Raw genomic sequence first — 20,587 nt, forward strand, 5'->3', positions numbered from 1 at the left:
GGGTGCACAGTAGTTATTCCTCCGAGACGAAACCGAAAAGTGCGGAGACATTACGATGAGCATATTTATAAAGAACGTCATTTAATAGAGTGCTTCTTCAGCAAAATTAAGAACTTTAGGCGTATTTTTTCCAGATTTAATAAAACGGCTCAGGTTTTTATGGCTTCTCTAAAATTTTGTCCACAGGGCCTAGGACAGCACACCAGCGCCACGTTTCTTACTTTTTCACATCCAGCCTCAATAATTAGCGACACCATGAATCCTGCGAGTAACTAGTTTGCGATCTGCTATTATCACTATCGTCAGAGTTGTTAGAGCATAAAAAGTTCAGTAACCTGTCATGTGGTATTGACTGCACTTCACTTAACTTGCTGTTTAGGTCTGACTGATCACTATCGCTACCAGAGCTTGACAGGCTCGATGAGCTCTCTTCCACTTCTCTATTACGCATTTTTTCTAATGAGATAAGGATATATCCTTCTACTCCTTTTTCTCCAATACTGTTATTATTTAAATCAAGTAAAGTAAGATGTATAAGCTTAGCTAATTCTCTCGCACCTTCATTATCAATGCTTGATATTTTTAAAGTAAGTTTTGTAATGTATGTGTTATTTCGTAAAAAGACTACTAGCTCTTTTACATTAACTCTAGTCCATGATATTTCTAAAGCGTTACCTTTTACATATTAACTAAAATCCACTTTACCCTCCCATTAACACATTATGTTTATGTTTTAGTTGGCATTTCGGTAATTGTCAACCACTTCATATGATGCTAGAAAGCATATAAGGTTTATATGTATAAAGACACACCTCTTTGTCTAAGCAGCTTTTTCTGTCGAGCCGAAGAATTTCTCGAGATGTTCCAACAATGACGGTATTCAGGTTTCCCTGAAGTTTATCAATTTTCGATGGTCTGGTTAGGTCCAATTCAATTACATCGGCTTATTTAAGCTGCATTAACACGTTTTGGCCTCTTGTAGATGAGTAATTCTCTAGGGATTATCCTATTGAATTCTATGATGTTATTTTTTGTATCATTGTACTCATTATCATGATGAGGGTAACGGCGGAATTTGTCAAGTAGTTTTTTTTGTTTTTAGATATCCATTGAAACTTTAAAGTTATTTAATGTTGACGCTGTGCACTTAAATGCTAAAATAAAATGAGAAGTTTTTAGGAGTTTATATGGCAGCAGGTGGAAAAGCGAAAACAGCTAGTAAAAATAACCCTACTCAGCGTCAGAAAGCTAAGCAAAAAATGTATAAAGATAAACTGGTAAAACCAGTTAGATATATAGATCGCGACTCACGTATGAATTATGTGTCCGCTGAATATGGGGATGGTAGTCTCGTTCAAGACAAAAGTGGTAATCCTATAAAGTGGGAAGCTGTGTAGTGGGTTTAAATTTGTGGTTAAGATTACCATTAACTCTAAGGAATGTGAAGTAGAAGCTGGGCTTACTATAATCCAAGCCTGTGAAGCCGTGGGCATTGAAATTCCACGCTTTTGTTATCATGAGCGCTTAGCAATCGCCGGTAACTGTAGAATGTGTTTGGTTGAAGTGGAAGGCGGGCCTCCGAAACCAGTAGCCTCTTGCGCAGTACCAGTTGCAGAGGGTATGATTATTCACACTAATACCCCAAAAGTCAAAAAGGCACGTGAAGGAGTACTCGAGTTTTTGCTAATTAACCATCCGCTTGATTGCCCAATTTGTGATCAAGGTGGTGAGTGTGATTTGCAAGATATAACAATGGCCTATGGCAAGGGAACTAGCAGACTTGATGAACATAAAAGGGCTGTACCAAAAAAGCATTTTGGGCCACTTATTGAAACTGCAATGAATAGATGTATCCATTGCACTCGGTGCGTTAGGTTCTTGTCTGATGTTGCAGGTACAAACGAACTTGGAGGAATTGGTAGAGGAGAAAATGTAGAAATCAGCACTTACATAAAAAGGCATATTAGCTCTGAATTATCTGGAAATATCATAGACCTCTGCCCTGTAGGAGCTTTGACTTCAAAACCTTACTCGTTTAAGGCACGTCCATGGGAACTATCACATTGCGAAACTATAGATGTGCTCGATGCTGTGGGAAGTGCGATCAGAGTCGATTACCGCGGTCCGGAAGTTATGCGAATATTGCCAAGACTCAATGAAGAAGTGAATGAGGAATGGATATCAGATAAAACTCGTTTTGCTTATGATGGACTAAAAGTGCAACGTCTTGACCAACCTTATATAAAGAAAGATGGTAAATTAATTCCGGTTGATTGGAATGAAGCACTAACTGTTGCTGCAAAAAGACTAAGAAGTACAAGGCCAAACAAAATAGCTGCAATTGCGGGTGATCTAGCAGATTGTGAGTCTATGCTTCTACTAAAAGAAATGATGCATAAGCTTGGCTCAGCAAATATAGATTGTATGCAGGATGGAGCAAGGCTTATACAAAATAATCGTGGATCATATGTGTTCAACACCACTGCTCAGGGTATAGAGAATGCAGATTTATGCCTTCTTATAAACACAAATCCTAAAGTAGAGGCGCCAATTATTAATGCACGTATAAGAAAAAGATATTTACAAGGCAACTTTCCTATTGCAAGCATTGATCCTGGCATTGAGTATTTATATCATGTCGAAAAGCTAGGCGATAATCCTGGCATTTTAAATGAAATAGCGAAAGGGAATCACAAATTTTGCAAGCTGCTAAGCGCTGCTAAAAATCCTATGCTCATTATCGGTCAAGATGCATTAACAAGAGATGATTCTGAATCAATTTTAGCTTTAGCTGGCACAATTGCGGAAAATTTTAACATGGTGAGAGACGACTGGAATGGTTTTAATGTGCTGCATAAAGCCGCAGCACGAGTTGGTGGATTAGATATTGGATTTGTTCCCAAAAAAGGTGGAAAAGACACTAGCCAAATACTAAAGCAAGCAGAAAGTGGCGATATAGAAGCTGTTTATCTTCTCGGTGCAGATGAAATTGACACATCAAAGTTAGAAGATACATTTGTAATTTATCAAGGTCATCATGGCGATAGAGGAGCACACATAGCAGATGTTATTCTACCTGGAGCTACATATATAGAGAAATATGCAACTTATGTGAATACTGAAGGGCGAGTGCAGAGAACAAATTTAGCTGTATTGCCCCCTGGTGAAGCAAAAGAAGACTGGTTGATTATTAAAAATTTGTCACAATATCTGGGCCTCTCCTTCCCATATGATAGTTTATTTGACGTGAAAAAAAAATTAGATACTATAGGTCCACAGTTTAGAAACGCTGACCAGGTGGTAAAAAACAAATGGGCACCAATTACCTGCGACGAGATAAAACTAAGTAGCGCGCCTTTCGCCCTAAAAGAATGTAATTTTTATATGACAGATTCCATAAGCCGCGCTTCAAAAATAATGGCAGATTGTACTAAGGCTTTCTATGAACACGCTAGTTAACATTTTATTTGTTTTGGTACCGTTACTGCTCTCAGTAGCATACTTGGTGTACTTCGAGCGCAAATTTATTGGTGCAATTCAACTAAGACATGGTCCAAGCGTCGTTGGACCTTTTGGGCTATTACAGCCATTTGCAGATGCAATTAAACTACTGATTAAAGAGCCGATAATACCATTTAGGGCAAGTACCATATTATTTATCATCGCTCCTATGCTCACCTTTATTTTAGCATTAATCGCCTGGGCGGTGATACCATTTGGCGCTGAAGTAATTATAGAAAACGGGCAGCAGATAGTAATTCCTAAGGTGGTAGCAAATACTAATATTGGAATACTTTATGTGCTAGCTGTATCCTCTTTAGAGGTATATGGTATTATTATTGCAGGTTGGTCAAGTAATTCTAATTATGCGTTTTTGGGTAGCATAAGGTCAGCTGCTCAAATGATCTCGTACGAAGTTTCGATAGGTCTAATAGTTGCCACAGTCGTTGTTACAACTGGCACGCTAAATCTCGGAGAAATGGTAGTAACAAAGCACAATATGCCATTTTGGGTTGATCTGCTACTCATACCTATGGCAATAGTGTTCTTTATCTCTCTTCTTGCGGAAACCAACCGTCATCCGTTTGACTTACCAGAAGCTGAAGCAGAGCTCGTCTCTGGGTATAATGTTGAATATTCATCAATGCCTTTTGCCCTCTTTTTCTTGGGAGAATATGCAAACATGATCTTAGCAAGCGCTATGATGACAATATTTTTCTTAGGAGGATGGTATCCTCCTCTAGAGCTTAGTTTTTTGTATAAAATTCCAGGTTTAATTTGGTTTGTCTTGAAAATAGCTTTATTGTTGTTCATATTTATTTGGATTAGGGCAACAATACCTCGATATCGATATGATCAGCTAATGCGTCTTGGTTGGAAAGTGTTTCTACCAATATCAGTGCTTTGGCTAATACTCATCTCAGGAGTGTTACTTTTTACTGGGAATTTACCAGGTTTAGAGTTGTAAATATGCATATGCTGATCACAATATGAAAATTTCTTTGATAAATTTTGCACTAAGGTTTCAAGACTTTTGTACTATGGCTTTTTCTAATACCAATCCTCGCTACACAAGGAACGAGCGGACAACAGTGAAAAAGCTACCCAATAGAAACAAAAAAACTACTTGACAACCTTCGCCGTTATCCTTACAATGAGACTGAGGCTATTATTTATCTTCAATCTGTGCAGATTGAATGACAAAAAAACTTAGCATATTTGGCGTCTCATATTTAATTTTTCGCACTATGTGCACTGCATGTCTTTTTAAAACTTCTGATTTTTACCTATACAAGCTGAAACGCGCTTATAAGTCGTTTAAGACATCAAAAACGCCAATGTTATAAGATAGATAGTGAATAACTAGCTACTCGGGGTTTTTTTGCTTTTTTTCTGCTTAGTAAATTTCTTAATGTTTATAGCTTGTTGCAATTTATGAACGAACATTTGTTTTTACAACAAGTGGTGTCATTCAATTAGCTTTACACCTTGAGCAGCATAGTCCAGGTACCTGTTTCACCAACTATTCCTTACGCACTTCATTGACGTACAAAAAAACACCACCTTCCGCATAAGCAATCAGTATGTCTCTTACAGATTCACTCAAACTTAATTAGTGGGAGTATTATTGATGTGAAAAGGGTTTTACTAGAAGTTTAAGCGGTATGGTGCATGAGGAAGACATAAACCAATTAGTAGAAAGTGGATTTGATATTAATTCAAAAGATGCAAATGGAATCATTCTTTTGCATAAATTTACAAAAGAAGGCGATGCAACTAGAGTAAGATCATTGCTAGAGCATGCGGCAGATTTTAATGTTGTAGACAGCGAAAATAGAAATCCACTGCATTATGCTGTTATGCATGGACACAAGAAAATTGCTTAACTTCTTGTTAACCAGCTGACAATTAATTCCAAAGATAAAAATGGATTTACTCAGCTGTATCTTGCTGCGCTACAAGATGATACGGAATTAATAGGTTTTTTGATCGCGAAATGTGCAAAAATTAATGGAAGAGATGCTAAAGAAGGCCACACTCCTCTTCACATAGCTTCACTATACGGTTCCAAAAAAAGCGTCCAAACTTTAGTTGATAGTGGAGCCAATCTTAAATGCAAAGATAATAATTTACACACTCCTTTATTTCTGTCCATTTATCAATGCACTGAACATTATGAGAGTAGAGTGGAAATTATAGAATATCTGATAAAAAAAGGAGCGAATATAGAAGCAAAAGACGCGGAGAATAATACTACGCTTTTCCTAGCAGCATATAACAATAAAATACAAATAGTGAAGCTTATTGTAAAAAAACACCAAGCAAAAGCTAACTTTAAAGAATTTATCTGCACAAAAAACAACCATGGTTTTGATACATTGGATTGCACTGTTGAGCATAACAATAGGAAAATGGTAACATTTCTTGTTTCAAAGGTGATAGATGCAAATGACCAAGATTTCAATGGTAATGCCATGTTACATAAAGCTAGCTATAATGTTGACACTAAAGCAGTTAGGCTATTATTGGAGCTTAAAGTAAATGTGAATGCTGTTACTAAATGTAATAGAACTCCTCTGCTACTAGCAGTTAAAAAAGGTCATACAAAGATTGTAAAAATGTTACTAGAAGTCAAAGCCAATATGAATATCTGTGAGCAACAGAGTTATACACCTCTGCATCTTGTTGTTCAAAGGGACTATTTTGATATAGCCCAGCTGTTAATAGAGAAAGGAGCAGACCTTAGCATTAAGTGCAAAGACGGTTACACTGCAATAGACATGTTTATCAACAAAGCTAATGACAGAGCAGACATCAATGAAAACTACAAGAAATTTTGTAGGTTTTTAATACTTTACCTGAAAGAGCTACACAGTAAATACAAAGCTTCTTGCATATTTTCAACCCTGGCTTTAAGCTTAACAATTCTAGGATTACCATTTATTTTTAAGCCTATAATCAAATATAGAGAAAGAAATAGAATTTATAAAAAAACTAAGGCCATGCTGGAAAACTTACTTTATATTTAAGTGTAGCTTTGCCATCAATCCTGATTTTTAAATTGTGCTAGCGTGCTGCGGCCACTTAGGGAGTCAAGGTTTTTAACCTGGCTGGCTAATATAAAAGAGTTGTTTTTCAGGTGCCTATCCATGAGTTTTGCAAGTCTCTTTGGATTACTCAAATAACTCCACTCTGCTTGTAAAACTTTTATGTCACTTTGCACTAAACTAATTTCTGGTTTTATTTTTTAGTTCTTCATTTAATGACTGAACATATAGTTTTACTTCAAATAGTCTTGTAATACTGAAAAAACATAACTATTGAGATAATACAGAAAGTTCTCATGATAACCTCTGTATAGCTCTTAGTTTTGCTGAGCGCGCACGTGGATTCGCATTTATTTCTTCCGCACTCGCTTTGATCACTTTTTTATTCAGAAGAGAGAAGGCCTTACAATCGTTAGATCTTTGCTCACATAGATTTTTAAAAAAAGTTTTGACTATACGATCTTCCAAAGAATGAAAGGTGACGACAATTAGTTTGCCATTCTTATTTAAAATTTCAGATGCAGCTTTAATTCCCTTTTCAAGTTCTCCAAGCTCATCGTTTACCCATATTCTAATTGCCTGAAATGTCCTAGTTGCAGGATCAATTTTGCTTTTTCCACGAAATACCACTGAACGTACAATATCCACGAGTTCAAATGTAGTTTTGATAGGTCTTTTCTTCCGCGTGTTTACTATCGCCCTCGCGATTTTGCGGGAATAACGTTCTCCTCCGTAGTTGTATATAGTATTGGCAATTTCTTCTTCGCGCAGAGCGTTAACGAACGTTGAAGCGTTGATTTGGGAAGAGCCGTCCATACGCATATCAAGCGGATCATCATGTAAAAATGAGAATCCTCTATTTCCTTCATCAAGCTGCATAGACGACACTCCAACATCAAATATAACTCCATCCACACCTTCAGTAATTCTGTCTGGTGTCATTCGATCGCATTTTTTTTTTCGAATTCCAGTGTCAGCTATTTGGATTCTGCTCAGTATGCTTTTAATATTACTAAACTTCTCAATAAATAACTTTATTCTATTAGGATATCTAACGCTCAAATCATCATAAAATTTAACAACCGTTTCATCTCTATCAATTGCACACACTTTGCAGTCAGCTGATTCCAATATTGCTTTGCTATATCCTCCAGCTCCAAACGTAGCATCCACATACACACCACCATTTTGTGGTGAAAGTTGTAGTAGCATCTCTTTTAATAAAACTGGAATATGTGTCATAGTGTTCTATCAAAAGGTTTTGTGTATACAGATAAAAATAGTTTCCTCACTAAAACATGGTGAAATATATGATATAAAAATACTCGATATAGTCAATGATATAAAAATATTAAGATTTAATGAGATATCATTATTAATATAATATTCACATAATGCTCACATTTTCTTATTATATTTGAAAAAACAAGGAATATCACTATTATGTCAAGTAAACTGCAGAAGATTTTATGCAACAAATAACAAAAGTAATATTTTCAAGTTTAATTTCTAACACCTTATTGTGGTATGACCATATGCTTTTTGGTCACCTGATCAGCATAATCGGCGGTGTGTTTTTTCCATCAGATGATCAATTGGTTAGCATACTGAAGGCTTTTGGAGTGTTTGCAGTGGGTTTCCTGATGAGACCAATCGGTGCTGCCATATTTGGCCATATTGGTGATAAATATGGAAGAAGGATTGCTCTACTGCTCTCCATTGTATTAATGACTCTGTCAACTGTACTTATTGCCTTTGTTCCTGGGTATCAAAACATTGGAATACTCGCATCAATATTGGTGATATGTTTAAGATTATTGCAAGGTATATCCCTTGGAGGAGAAGCAGGAAATGCCACGTTTTTAATAGAGCATGCTCCTAAGGACAAGAAAGGATTCTTTGGCAGCATCGAGGTACTCAGTGCAATTCTTGGTTCAATATTAAGCCTTATAGCAGTACTCATATGCAAAAAAGTATCCGATTTTGAATCTTGGGGATGGAGATTACCTTTTGTTTTCAGTTTAATGATGGGGTTAATCAGTATATATACAAGATATATACTTGATGAGAGCCCAGAGTACAAAAAGCAGAAAAATCCACCTAAATTACCATTAAAAGAGTTGTTAAACAGCTATAAAAAACCTTTTCTGATATCGGTAGGGGTCGACATAGTCGAAAATTCATCTCTTTATATATATTTAGTATTTTTCAATGTGCTTACATCAAAAATAAATACTCATTTTAACCACATGGTGGAAATACTGAGTAAAATTGCGCTTGGAGGATTGACTATATTGTTTGCAATACTTTCTGACAAGATAGGAAGAGAAAAAGTCATGAAATTTGCATTTATGACTTTCATAGTAGTAAGTTATCCAGTTTTTTTTATGATACTAAGTGGTGATAACTTGCTAACCATAGCGGCACACGTTCTTTTTATAATCCCAATAGCTGCATCAATTGGTCCTGTTAGTGCACTTATGTGCGAATTGTTTCCAACAAAGGTGCGGTATAGCGGATTTAGTTTATCAAGAAATATAGCTGCTGGATTTTTTGGCGGTCTTGCACCATTTATATGCACAACAATCATTAAGATTACAGGACAAGAAACTTCAGCAAGCTTTTACATGATTTTCTGCGCGTTGATTGGACTAGTTGCCATATCGCAGATTAAGGATTAGATGATACATACACCATTGCTATATGCAACGGTGTATGTATAGGTATTTGTCAATGTGTTGTTGATAATTCTTGGCTACTGCTTTGCAGATGCTGGGTGTTAGTATCGTTCATAGAAGAAAGAGGAGGTGAAGCAGCCTTGTTTTTTTTTGCATGAAGCTTTCGGCAGCTTCGATAACCTTACTTATACGTGGTTCTTTCTTTAGTTCTTCACAGTGTTTTGAAAAAATTTCACAACTTTTATCATCCATATGCACCATTATTTTACCAAAGCCTGAAGGATTTTCAGACAACAAAATCATCTCAATTTTTTCACTATCACCTACTTCAAAAGCCATCTGAAGTACGCCCTTCATATCGCAATATTGTCCATTCTTTGTTCAGATTACACCATTTCCAATCTTTAATGCTCCATCTAAATTTTCGAATTCTGGATTACTCAAAAATTTTGCAAGAGTTATAACACTCTCCTCTGGACACTCTACACAAAAAATCCATTATCCCTTTCCACTGCAACATCTTCTTTCTTACCTTTTTCAATACTATTGCATACAATTTATTTTAGACGTGACAAGTAATCTTCATGTTCTTTCGTTATATCTTCTGGCAATAATTTCAACATTTCTTTGCTTACATAACTACCTTTTGAAACGAGGTCATATATTTCTGACCAAACAGGGTCTAGTTTACGTTTGTTATCTCCCTTGATGTTATCGTATTTGTTTGTGAGATGGTTAAGCCTATATATCAAACTATCCATTATTGCTGACTCTCTTCCGGGATTAAGTGGCACGCTAAGTATGACATTCTTCTTTTTGCCCTTCTTACAGATTCTAGCCATTCACTTGCTACATTTGCTACAGCCTCACCTATAGGCAATTCTTCTGCATCATTATATGAATTATGAGCCTGAGATATTTCATGCGATATAGCTGAGATATCTTGCTTCATACGTTCATCGATACATTTCTGCATTAACGTGTTTGATTACAAATTCCCAGTTTCTTTTGGATGTTCTATTTTATGTTGTTTTAATTTTTCTGAATCTGCTACTTTGATGCACTCTAAAATTGGCATAACCACCACATATATTTTACATAATGAAATCAAGATAAAATATCTTGATTTTAGGATATTGACGTAATCTATAAAGTCAATAGTTAAATTGAAAAATTTTGATTATAATTTACTTCTGTAGAACATGCGCTTAAACTATGCTAAAAACCGCTATAGTAGGCTTGCCAAATGCTGGCAAATCAACCCTATTTAATAGGCTAGTGGGAAGAAAAGCGGCAGTGGTTAGTAACATCCCAGGGGTAACGAGGGATAGACGTGAGGGAATTGGAAGAATTAGCAATTTAGAATTTAAAATTATTGATACAGGAGGGTGGAACGACCAAACCAATTTTTCACCGCAAGTTATTGAACAAATAGAGTTTTCTTTATTGAGTGCGGATGTAATTTTTTTTCTTGTTGATGCAAAAGTGCAAAATGAACAGAACAAAGAATTTGCAAAGTGGCTAAAGAGGAAGACGAATAAACCTGTAATACTCGTAGCAAATAAATGTGAAAGCCATAGGTCAGGAAATGTTGATTACTTGCAGTTTTTTGATTTCATAGGCCCAGTGTACATCTCAGCTGAACATAACCTTGGCATGGTTGATCTCTACGATGCATTGGCTAGTGTTATTGAGTCTTTTATAAATTCCTCTCCTGTCATTCAAGTAGCTGACTACTTGGATCCAGAAAAAAATAAGCAGATTCCAGTGTCGCGCACCGGAATGACATCGTATCAAGCTAATGAGTTTACTAAGCTAAAGATTGCAATCATCGGCCGCCCAAATGTTGGGAAGTCAACTTTTTTAAATAGCTTACTTGCAGAGAATAGGCTAATAACAAGTTCAGAACCAGGTACCACACGTGACTCTGTGGATATTACATACGATCATGGTGGAAAGCTAATTACTCTGATTGACACTGCCGGAATCCGCAGAAAGGCGAATGTTAAAGACGACTTAGAATCAAGGTTTGTTGAGAAGAGCATAGAATCAATAAAACGCTCTCACGTGATAGTTTTAATGCTAGACTCACTTATAGGTATTGAGCAACAGGATTTATCAATCGGTGAAGCTGCGATCAAAGGAGGAAAGGGAATTATTATTGTCTTAAATAAGTGGGACTTAATAAATAAAGATGACAGGAGCAAGTTGATAAAATTTGTAAAACAACAGGAAGTAACTCGGTTATTTTTGGAAGTGCCAACTATAACGATTTCTGCGTTAAAAGGCATGCGCTGCAATGATGTGATAGACAAGTGTCTTGAAGTAAACGAGTTCTTAAGCAGGAAAATCAGTACTGCAAAGTTAAATAACTGGCTAATTGATGCTCTAAATAGGCACACCCACCCGCTTGTCAAAGGTAGAGCAATTAAAATGAAGTATATTGCTCAAGTTGGCACTAAACCTCCGGCTTTTTCCTTAATATGCAACATGCCTGAAAGTGTTGATGAAAGTTATAAACGCTATTTAGTTAATGACCTAAGAAAAAACTTCTTTGCTGAAGGTGTACCAGTCAGATTGCTTTTGAAGAAGAATAAAAACCCCTATGCAAAATGAGAGCTCTGCTTTATACTTTAAGAAGTTTTTGTAATAGCTAACTTAAAGGTCATGCGTAATAACTCCAGAACTTCTACAATCTTGCTGCTATCAAGCGCCGTTGCTCTAATTTTCGCATATGTGCTAGAGTATTTTTTTAATATGCTACCATGCAAGTTATGTATATACGAGCGAATAGTTTACTATGTTGCAGGGTTGCTTGCAGTAGCACACATGATCAAAGACAACAAAATTTTAGTCTATGCAGTGTTTTGCAGTTATCTCATCGGTGCGATAATATCTTTTTATCATGTAGGTCTTGAACTACGCTTATTCCATGATGTTTTAGGATGCACAGAACAAGCAAGCGGTAACGTTAGCGTAAAAGAACTGAGAAATAACCTCTTAAACCCTAACTACTCTCCTTCTTGTGACAGATCCCATTATGTTCTAGGCGTTTCACTAGCAACGTGGAACTTAATTTATCTTATAGCAGCTCTGTTCGTGTCAGGTAAAGTGTATTGTGGAGAGAAAAAGAAATCTAGATAACTTAAGGTATAGTGGCAGTAAGTTTTTGCAGCAAGCAATTAGGGTAAACCATGCTGGAGAATATGGAGCTATTTGCATCTATTCTGGTCAAAAATTTATTCTTAAAAAGTCTTCTATAATCAAGAAAATAATTGAAATGGAAGAGCAGGAAAAAAAGCATTTTCATTATTTTAATGAGGAAATCAAAGGGCAAAAAGTTCGTCCTACTGTTTTATTACCAGTTTGGCGTTTTTTGGGAGTCTCACTTGGTGTTGCAACTTCCATTATGGGAAGAAAGGCTGCTATGGCTTGCACTGCTGCAGTCGAAGAAGTGATCGTGGAGCACTATAAAGAGCAAGTTTCGCATTTAGAAGATGGAGAACTAAGAGAAACTATAAGTAAGTTTCGCGATGAAGAGTTAGAGCACAAAGACATTGCAATTGAGCACAATGCTGAAGGTGCGTTTGGTTACAATATCTTATCTTCATTCATAAAAACGGGCTGCAAAGCTGCCATTTATTTGTCCAAGTTGATTTAGCTGATTCTCAGGCAAATTTTGTTCATAAAGATGAAATTATATAAATGTGGCAACTAAGAAGTGTACGTTATATAATACTTACTCTTAAAGTAAGAGATAATTTATGGATCTGAGTAAAATAACTGTGACAACAAATGCAGTGAGTGTGATAATTGAAATATGTGCAAATGCTGAGCCTATAAAGTATGAATTTAATAAAGAGCTTGGATTGCTGCAAGTTGACAGGTTTTTATCTACTTCAATGACCTATCCTTGCAATTATGGATTTGTACCAAATACCTGTGCAGGTGATGGTGATCCCGTGGATGTTTTGGTGTTAACTCAATTCCCCCTAGCGCCTGGTGTTTTAATATCGGTACGTCCAATAGGTGCTTTACTTACTAAGGATGAAAAAGGAGAAGATGAAAAGATATTAGCTGTACCTGTTTCCAGCGTTGATAGCTATTATGACAACGTGAAGGACTACTCTGATTTGCCTAAAAACCTACTGGATAAGATTACTCATTTCTTTTCACGCTACAAAGATCTAGAGAAAGGAAAAACAGTAACAGTTGGAAAATGGGTTGGTATGGAAGAAGCAAAGAGCATTATTGAAAACGCTATTAAAAGTGGAGATTGATGCGCATTAGCTTAGGTTGTTTATTATAGTAAAATTACAGTTATTGACTGGTTTAGAAGAGACTCTGCTATCTAATAACATGAAAGCTGCTATTAAAAGCATTAGACAGGTTGTGAAGTCTTGGTATTATATAAAGTACTTGCTTTGAAGTTCAAGATTTGGAAGGGTGGCCGAGCGGCTGAAGGCGGCGGTTTGCTAAACCGTTATACGATTGAAAAGTCGTATCGAGGGTTCGAATCCCTCTCCTTCCGTGTGTTATTGGTATAATGACCTTAATCAATTTTCATTTCCCATGTCCATTTTTTACTATAGATTAATTATTTGATTATAGTATCATCTTAATTAAGCTTGTGCTTTGGATATTTATGAGGAGTATTTTATACTTTACATTGTTATTTGTCATGTTTGGGTCGTCGAGCCTGTTTGCTGTGGAGCAAGTTGAAAGAAAAAAAACTGATGCAGGTGAATCGGCTAGTTCTGTGCATGAAAGTGTTGATATAAGGAAAAATCTAAAACAAGATGCGCCGGAAAGCACAGCCCAAGGAACCGAGCCTGAGTCTTACAAAGGCGACTCTACCGACGTTGATAAGTTAAATGTTGAAAAAGCACAGGATACCAAGGCTGAAGAAGCGATCAATAAAAAAGAACCACAACACGAAAAAAACAAAGCTCCTGCAGTTGAAAAAACTATTGGCAGAGGTGAGAAGAGTGATAAAGATTTTTGTAATAACCTGCCAGAGAAAAGTAAAGATGAAGGTACTCCAAGTTTGCCAAGTGTGAACGATAAGGAAGTGAACAAAAATTTAGTTTTGCCTCCAAACGCTGGTTTAAATGAAGATGTAGCTGATCTGCAAAAAGATCTACAAGTTGATAAAAAGGTTGATATTGAAGAGAATAAGCCTTCAGGAAATAATACAGATAAATTATTAGAAGGGAAAAAAGAGGAAGATCAAACTGAAAAAGAAGAAGTGAAAAAATTAGCTGAGGACCGCAGTAGAAAAAATCAAGTAAAACCTATCTCTAGAAGAGACAAAGAAAACAAGCAAGAAGAAGAGAAAAATTTACAAAGATGGACAAAGTTAGACAGAGAACCAATAAAGGAATGGTATCAAAAAAACGCACAGAGCAAGTCATTATATAAGCGACAATATGATAAACTTAATGAGCATCTTCCGACAACCGTATTTATTGATGACTATAGTAAGCAGCTTTTTTACTGTATTAAAAAGAACAACTTAGTTTGCCTGAGTGGAATAATAAGCAAGTTGGAAAAGCTTGGATTAACAACTCAAGAGGTACTGAAGCTCAGAAATAAGCTTGGAGATACTCCTCTAATTTATGCCGTTAAGCAAGGTGAGGTAGATATAGTACGCTTTCTCTTATTACAAGGTGCTGATCCTAAAGCGGTTAATGATAGTCTTCAACCCACTATTGATATAGCAATCGAAAGAGGGCGGGTTGATATAATAAATGCAATTACTGAAATGATACCACATATTTTAGAGCATAAGAGGATAGACAACAAAGAAAGCCTGGAAATGTATAACTGGGCTGTGAAAACAAAAGAAGATAACGAATTGCAATGCAATGAAGATCAAGAAAGATGATTAGATTTTTGATATTAATCTTAATTGGTCATTTGTGTTACGGAAGTGGAGTAAATGATAAGAAGAATCCGGTCAGTGATTTTTTGGACACTTTGCACAAGACAAAGTATGTGTCTTACAGCAAAAAAGACTTTGCTGAATTTCTAGTACAGTGTCACAAAAAAGGCGTGCCAGAAGACTTTGGAAAAGGTTTTGGTCCTGACTTAAATGGAGCCAATTTTAGTCGATTGTACCTCAATGGATCTATTTTTGATGGAGTCAGTCTAATTGGTGCTGATTTTTCTCATACTGACTTGTCAGGTGTATCCTTTATTAATGCTGATTTGCGTGGGGCCAATTTTTCCAATGCTAATTTGCAAGGTATAAGAATAAAAGGCACAAATCTGAGTTTTGCAAAATTTATTTCTGCAAACTTAACAGATATTATATTTGATCAGTCTGATATTAGTTATGCTGAGTTTATCAACTCTGATCTTAAAATGGCAAAAATGCATAATATCACTGGCTTACATACTAATTTCTCAAATGTGAAAGTGAATCTCTCTAGCTTACTAGACTCGAATGTTAGTTATGTAAATTTTAGCGACAGTGAAGTAAACGATACTGTTATGCAGAAAAGCAACCTTAATAATGCAAATTTTTTTGGAGTGGATTCATATAAACTAAAAATACAATTTTCCTCGTTGGAAAACGCTAATATATATGGTGCAGAAATAAGAGAATCAGACTTCACAGGCAGCAATCTTTCTAACGTCTGTCTTAATTCTTCTGCTATAATTGAAAGTAACTTCAATAAAACCAATTTAAGTAACACGCAGATTTCCTATGTAAATGTTAATAATTCAAGTTTTGTTCAATCTGTACTGCATGGCTCCAAGATAAAACATTCATATGCTTCTAAAGTCAGTTTTCAAGATGCCAATTTATCCGATATTTATTTCAGTTTTAGCGAGCTACATCAAGTTGATGTTTCTGATTCTGACATTCGTCACGGAAAGTTTCATGACACTAAAGTTACAAATTCTAACATGAGTGGTTCATTTTTTGACCATTCACTATTTACCTCTGCAAAAATAGAAGGTACAGATCTTTCTACTGCTTCAATGTATAAGGTCAAAATACAAGACTCTCAAGTTTATAATAGCAAACTCTCTTACCATAACATTGACTCTAGTGAGGTGGAAAGCTCAACATTTTTTAACTTAATAGCAGATAACTCAAGCTGGTCTAATCTAAAAGTAACTAATTCGAATTTTATTGAAAGCGATTTCAGCTCTTCTTTGCTTCAGGATAATACCTTTAAGAAAACAGGCTTTTTTCTGAGCAATTTCAATAATTCAGTGATTGGTAATACATCTTTTGACTCTTCGAGCTTATATGCAGGTTCGGTTGTTGATGCTCATCTAACAGGTTGTAAGTTTGATCATTCAATTCTAATTGGCAATGAAGGACAGGAAAGACTTACAAACTTAGAGGGTGCTATAACTTCAATTGAAGATTTGCAAGAAAAGATATCACAGGGTGAAAAATTTGATGTGAATTATGCTTATTTTGAATTTAGGGATATGAACATAGAAAATGCCGATTTCTCTAATTCGATATTGAGTAGAGTAAAATTTATAAATGTTAATTTAAATAAAGCGAATCTTAAAAAAGCTGACTTGCGCCATGCTGTTTTTGACAATTCTTCCCTTATTGATACCAACTTATCAGATTCTGATTTAAATAATTCTAGTTTTTTTAAATCTGATTTGAAGAGCGCCATACTGGGAAACATTAATTGAGCATGAAGTGTACTGCAATGAAATTACTTGAAAAAGAAAAATGACCATAAAAAGTAAGGGCGTACTATTGGTTTTATCTTCTCCTTCTGGAGCGGGCAAAACTACCATATTAGAGAGATTACTTGAGCGATCGACTAACTTAGTTAGGTCGGTTTCTATGACAACGCGTAAACCTCGCCCTGGTGAAATAAATGGCAGAGACTATTTTTTTGTTACCGAGGAAAAGTTTCACGAGTTATGCGAAGCAGGTCAAATGCTTGAGTACGCCAAAGTTTTTGAGAACTTTTATGGCATACCGAGAAATTTTATAGAACAGAACTTAAGTAGTGGAATAAGCGTCTTACTAAGTATAGATTGGCAAGGAGCATTTCATTTATTTAAGCTTATGAGGAAAAAAGTTGTAAGTGTTTTTATACTTTCCCCTTCGATGGAGCAGCTTAGGTTACGTTTGCAAAAGCGTAATACTGACAGTGCAAGTGAAATAGAACGCAGACTAGCCGAAGCCCAAAAAGAGATAAGCAAAAGCGATAAATATGATTATGTAATAATCAATGATGATATTGATAAAAGTGTAGAAGAGATAAGCTCCATATTAAACAAAGAAAGGCTTAAAAGATCACAGGAAAAGTAGATCTTTGATTGACTGACAAAACTTTTCAAGTAGTTTTTTTGTTTCTGATCTCAAACTACGGGCCTTCCCACGGATAAAATCGAGAGCTTAGCCTCAAGTCTTTTGCAGACGTTATAGAGCTAAGTAGCAGCCCTACACATATTAAGCTTGCAGCAGTTGTGCTTCCTCCATAGGATAAAAATGGAAACGGATCACCTATTACGGGTAAAAGACCGATTGTCATTCCGATGTTTATGGCGAAATGAAGGCCAAAAAAGGCAAAAATGCCGATAGAAACTAATTTAGAAAAATAATTTTTTGATCTATAAGCAATAGAGAATATTATAGCAAGCAGCATAGTATAGAGGAAAACTAAAACCAGGCTACCTAAAAACCCCCATTCCTCGCCAAGCACTGCAAAAGCAAAATCTGTGCACTTTTCCGGTAAAAACCCAAGCTGAGTTTGACTTCCATTAACAAAACCCTTACCGAGCAAACCTCCTGAACCTATAGCTATCTGGGATTGCTGCGCATTATAGCCTATTCCAAGAGGATCCACTGATGAATCCAAAAACGACAGTATCCTTTGCTTGTGATAAGGACGTAAAAAAGGCCAAATAGTTGGTATTACAAGAATGCCAATCGTTCCAAAAACTATCAAATGAGATCTTTTGATTATTGCTGTGAATATAATCGATGCTCCTATAAACAGCATTATCACAGCCGTGCCTAAATTAGGTTGCTTTAACACCAAGAATACAGGTAAGAAAATAATTATAAATGCCTTGAATAACCTTTGAAATTCCATCATTTTATACACACTTTGCTTGTTAAAATAACGAGCAAATGCAAGTATTAAGCCTACTTTTGCAAACTCTGATGGTTGCAAACTAATTGGCCCAATTCTTATCCACCTTGTTGCACTCATTATGTGCGAGCCAAAAAAGTTCACTAATAATAGCGAAGTTACTGCTGCTATATAAAAAAATAGGCATACTTCAAATAAAAATCTATCTCTATGAATGACATAGCTATAGCTAATAGAAAAAAGAAAGAGAATACAACTAGTTGATGAATTGCAAATGGCATCCACTTTCCTCCAGCAGAAGAGTATTGAACAACAATGCCAACGCAAAACAGCGCTATTATGTTAATGATTAACAATAAGTGAATCTTCTTTGGCCTACCCACAATAAGAACTTTATAACCTTGAAGTATAATAAGAAATGAGAATCAAAAAGCCAACTTTTCAACTGCTAACAAAATTGGAGTACTGTATACTCCTGTTACTACTGTTAAAGCTGACATGAGTAACAGACAGAAAAGCATTGGTGGCGGTACTTTATCAACCGATCCAGGCGCTATTTCAGCATGTGATGCTGCATCATTTCCAAAATGCATTTTTTCTACCATCTTCCACATATATATTAGCGCAAGGAAAGAACCAGCAGCAAAAACTATAAGAGAAGTCCACGCGTGAGACTCGATAATTGCTTTCATCATATACCACTTACTTACAAAGCCGCTTGTTAAAGGTATACCGATCAATGCCAAGCTAAGTAGGGTAAATGCAAGTGCTGTATGAGGCATCGATTTCTTGAGTCCTGACAAATTCTCTACTTTTGTTGAATCAAATTTGTAAGAAACACATCCTACAGCCATGAATAAAGATGTTTTTATTATGCTGTGGTTTATTATGTGAAGGATTGCTGCAAATAAGCCTGTTTTTGAGTTTAGACCCAGCATTAAAATTATATAACCAATCTGGCTGACGCTAGAGTTAGCAAACAACCTTTTCATGTCTTTCGCGGTCATTGCAAATATTGACCCAAATATAGTAGCACAAAATGCAAGGATAATTATCACATTGTTCAATGGTGGTTTAAATAAAAAAAAGTTTTGATGGAAAACAGTATAGAAGATCCTGATAAAAACATATATCATCACCTTGGTTACTGTGCCTGAAAAGAATATACTAATACAACTTGGCGCCTCACTATATGAATTAACTAACCATCTACTCAATGGAAACAGTGCTATTTTGATTGAAAGGCCAACAAAAATGAACAATGTGCCAAGCTGTATGATGTTATTATCATACAGCGGTACTATCCTCTCGGCCATGTCAGACATATTGAGTGTCCCAGTCATAGAATACAAAAGACCGATACCAAACAAGTAAAACGTTGCGCCTATTGTTCCACTAATCAGATATTCAAATGCTGCAACCAGAGCTTTTTTATTTCTTCCCATTGAAACTAGTATGTAAGAAGAAAGAGACGAAATTTCCAAAAAAACGTAAAGATTGAATATGTCGTTTGTTACTAAAATCCCAAGTAGCCCGCTTAAGCACAACAGCAACAAAGAATAAAAACCAGTGATTTTGTTTTTGCTGATCTCTTTTTCATTGATATAAAAGCTATAAAGTACACTTATCAGTGCTATAAAACTCACTAGAGTTAGAATCAAGGAGTTTAATATATCGATTTTTAACTCTATTCCGTACGGGGGAGCCCAATCTCCAAGGTAATAAGTTATAATTTCACCATTATACGTTTTCATGAGTAGTATCGATGAAACAAAAAAAGTAGCTGCCGTTGTGACAAAAGAAATAAACCAGGAAACTTTATGTTTCCTGGTAAGAAAGCAAAACATCGATGCAATTATTGGTATGATAACTTGTAAAATTGGCAATTGCATTAAATTATTGTTAAAGGACTGTTAAAGTATTAGTATATATAATACTTTTTGTTTTAATACCCTTATGTTATCTAAAATTTGTAGTGTAATAAAATATCTATTACGAAGAAAAGGTAAATTTGTAGGAAGAGACGAAAGTGGAAACTCTTACTATGAATCAAATCAAGGAAAAAGGTGGGTCATGTATAGCAGTGTCTCTGAACCTACAACAGTACCTCCAAAGTGGCACATATGGCTTCACTATACTGATGATACAGTGCCAGTTAATAATAAAAAGAGAAAAATAAAACATACTCCTAATTTGACAGGTACAAAAGATGCGTATTATCCAAACCAAAAAGTGAAAAATTACTATAAAAGCTGGAATCCTAATAACTAAA

21 protein-coding genes, 1 tRNA gene and 1 pseudogene are annotated in these 20,587 nt (G+C 35.7%); 16 read left to right on the top strand and 7 right to left on the bottom strand.

Annotated elements, in window-relative coordinates; genetic code table 11:
* A pseudogene (locus tag AB6N09_RS03570) lies at positions 1–171 on the top strand (IS5-like element ISSoc13 family transposase); the annotation flags it as partial.
* A 73-nt stretch (positions 172–244) separates the two neighbouring features.
* Here the strand turns inward: AB6N09_RS03570 and AB6N09_RS03575 are convergent.
* Entirely contained in the window at positions 245–451 is a 207-nt protein-coding gene (locus tag AB6N09_RS03575) for a hypothetical protein (RefSeq protein ID WP_411131573.1), read from the bottom strand.
* A 736-nt stretch (positions 452–1,187) separates the two neighbouring features.
* Between AB6N09_RS03575 and AB6N09_RS03580 the strand changes: the two genes are divergently transcribed.
* The 5 genes from AB6N09_RS03580 to AB6N09_RS03600 all read left to right on the top strand — a co-directional run bounded on the left by AB6N09_RS03580 (position 1,188) and on the right by AB6N09_RS03600 (position 6,530).
* Positions 1,188–1,397 carry a hypothetical protein gene (locus AB6N09_RS03580; protein ID WP_411131574.1) on the top strand — a complete coding sequence of 70 codons (210 nt, stop codon included), beginning with the start codon at positions 1,188–1,190 and terminating at the stop codon, positions 1,395–1,397.
* Positions 1,398–1,410: 13 nt separating this feature from the next.
* On the top strand, positions 1,411–3,459 hold the full coding sequence (nuoG, locus tag AB6N09_RS03585; protein WP_411131575.1) for an NADH-quinone oxidoreductase subunit NuoG: 2,049 nt from the start codon (positions 1,411–1,413) through the stop codon (positions 3,457–3,459).
* A complete protein-coding gene (nuoH, locus tag AB6N09_RS03590; protein WP_411131576.1) occupies positions 3,443–4,468 on the top strand; it encodes an NADH-quinone oxidoreductase subunit NuoH in 1,026 nt (341 codons plus the stop codon). The genes nuoG and nuoH overlap by 17 nt, the downstream gene beginning before the upstream one ends.
* Positions 4,469–5,165: 697 nt before the next feature.
* Positions 5,166–5,387, top strand: coding sequence for an ankyrin repeat domain-containing protein (locus AB6N09_RS03595; protein WP_411131577.1), 222 nt, complete (start codon positions 5,166–5,168; stop codon positions 5,385–5,387).
* Positions 5,388–5,408: 21 nt separating this feature from the next.
* A complete protein-coding gene (locus AB6N09_RS03600) occupies positions 5,409–6,530 on the top strand; it encodes an ankyrin repeat domain-containing protein (protein ID WP_411131605.1) in 1,122 nt (373 codons plus the stop codon).
* Between the two features lie 312 nt (positions 6,531–6,842).
* On the opposite strand, the gene rsmH is transcribed toward AB6N09_RS03600, so the two are convergent.
* The gene (gene rsmH / locus AB6N09_RS03605) at positions 6,843–7,790 is read right to left on the bottom strand and encodes a 16S rRNA (cytosine(1402)-N(4))-methyltransferase RsmH (protein ID WP_411131578.1); all 948 of its coding nucleotides are present in this window, start codon (positions 7,788–7,790) and stop codon (positions 6,843–6,845) included.
* 227 nt (positions 7,791–8,017) lie between these two features.
* On the opposite strand from rsmH, the gene AB6N09_RS03610 reads away from it, so the two are divergent.
* Positions 8,018–9,229, top strand: coding sequence for an MFS transporter (locus AB6N09_RS03610; protein WP_411131579.1), 1,212 nt, complete (start codon positions 8,018–8,020; stop codon positions 9,227–9,229).
* 108 nt (positions 9,230–9,337) lie between these two features.
* On the opposite strand, the gene AB6N09_RS03615 is transcribed toward AB6N09_RS03610, so the two are convergent.
* The 3 genes from AB6N09_RS03615 to AB6N09_RS03625 all read right to left on the bottom strand — a co-directional run bounded on the left by AB6N09_RS03615 (position 9,338) and on the right by AB6N09_RS03625 (position 10,178).
* Positions 9,338–9,583, bottom strand: a complete 246-nt coding sequence (locus tag AB6N09_RS03615) for a hypothetical protein (RefSeq protein WP_411131580.1) — start codon at positions 9,581–9,583, stop codon at positions 9,338–9,340.
* Positions 9,584–9,783: 200 nt separating this feature from the next.
* On the bottom strand, positions 9,784–9,987 hold the full coding sequence (locus tag AB6N09_RS03620) for a hypothetical protein (RefSeq protein ID WP_411131581.1): 204 nt from the start codon (positions 9,985–9,987) through the stop codon (positions 9,784–9,786).
* Entirely contained in the window at positions 9,987–10,178 is a 192-nt protein-coding gene (locus AB6N09_RS03625; RefSeq protein WP_411131582.1) for a hypothetical protein, read from the bottom strand. Before AB6N09_RS03625 ends, AB6N09_RS03620 begins: the two co-directional genes overlap by 1 nt.
* Positions 10,179–10,441: 263 nt before the next feature.
* On the opposite strand from AB6N09_RS03625, the gene der reads away from it, so the two are divergent.
* From der to gmk, 8 genes are all read left to right on the top strand, one after another.
* Positions 10,442–11,842, top strand: a complete 1,401-nt coding sequence (gene der, locus AB6N09_RS03630; RefSeq protein WP_411131583.1) for a ribosome biogenesis GTPase Der — start codon at positions 10,442–10,444, stop codon at positions 11,840–11,842.
* Positions 11,843–11,893: 51 nt separating this feature from the next.
* Entirely contained in the window at positions 11,894–12,370 is a 477-nt protein-coding gene (locus AB6N09_RS03635) for a disulfide bond formation protein B (protein ID WP_411131584.1), read from the top strand.
* Complete coding sequence (locus tag AB6N09_RS03640) at positions 12,345–12,887, top strand: demethoxyubiquinone hydroxylase family protein (protein WP_411131585.1); 543 nt, start codon at positions 12,345–12,347, stop codon at positions 12,885–12,887. Before AB6N09_RS03635 ends, AB6N09_RS03640 begins: the two co-directional genes overlap by 26 nt.
* A 103-nt stretch (positions 12,888–12,990) precedes the next feature.
* Positions 12,991–13,506 (top strand): inorganic diphosphatase, encoded by a 516-nt coding sequence (ppa, locus tag AB6N09_RS03645; protein ID WP_411131586.1) that lies wholly within the window; start codon positions 12,991–12,993, stop codon positions 13,504–13,506.
* A gap of 160 nt (positions 13,507–13,666) precedes the next feature.
* Positions 13,667–13,757, top strand: a tRNA-Ser gene (locus AB6N09_RS03650).
* Positions 13,758–13,871: 114 nt separating this feature from the next.
* Positions 13,872–15,113 carry an ankyrin repeat domain-containing protein gene (locus AB6N09_RS03655; protein ID WP_411131587.1) on the top strand — a complete coding sequence of 414 codons (1,242 nt, stop codon included), beginning with the start codon at positions 13,872–13,874 and terminating at the stop codon, positions 15,111–15,113.
* Positions 15,110–16,897 carry a pentapeptide repeat-containing protein gene (locus AB6N09_RS03660; RefSeq protein WP_411131588.1) on the top strand — a complete coding sequence of 596 codons (1,788 nt, stop codon included), beginning with the start codon at positions 15,110–15,112 and terminating at the stop codon, positions 16,895–16,897. Before AB6N09_RS03655 ends, AB6N09_RS03660 begins: the two co-directional genes overlap by 4 nt.
* Positions 16,898–16,937: 40 nt before the next feature.
* On the top strand, positions 16,938–17,528 hold the full coding sequence (gene gmk, locus AB6N09_RS03665) for a guanylate kinase (RefSeq protein ID WP_411131589.1): 591 nt from the start codon (positions 16,938–16,940) through the stop codon (positions 17,526–17,528).
* A 55-nt stretch (positions 17,529–17,583) separates the two neighbouring features.
* Here the strand turns inward: gmk and rodA are convergent, their stop codons facing one another.
* On the bottom strand, positions 17,584–18,600 hold the full coding sequence (gene rodA / locus AB6N09_RS03670) for a rod shape-determining protein RodA (protein WP_411131590.1): 1,017 nt from the start codon (positions 18,598–18,600) through the stop codon (positions 17,584–17,586).
* A 140-nt stretch (positions 18,601–18,740) separates the two neighbouring features.
* Positions 18,741–20,207 (bottom strand): proton-conducting transporter transmembrane domain-containing protein, encoded by a 1,467-nt coding sequence (locus AB6N09_RS03675; protein WP_411131591.1) that lies wholly within the window; start codon positions 20,205–20,207, stop codon positions 18,741–18,743.
* 64 nt (positions 20,208–20,271) lie between these two features.
* On the opposite strand from AB6N09_RS03675, the gene AB6N09_RS03680 reads away from it, so the two are divergent.
* A complete protein-coding gene (locus tag AB6N09_RS03680; protein WP_411131592.1) occupies positions 20,272–20,586 on the top strand; it encodes an NADH-ubiquinone oxidoreductase subunit NDUFA12 family protein in 315 nt (104 codons plus the stop codon).
* Position 20,587: the final 1 nt, after the last annotated feature.

The organism is Wolbachia endosymbiont of Tettigetta isshikii, from assembly GCF_041154185.1.
Taxonomy (GTDB): domain Bacteria; phylum Pseudomonadota; class Alphaproteobacteria; order Rickettsiales; family Anaplasmataceae; genus Wolbachia.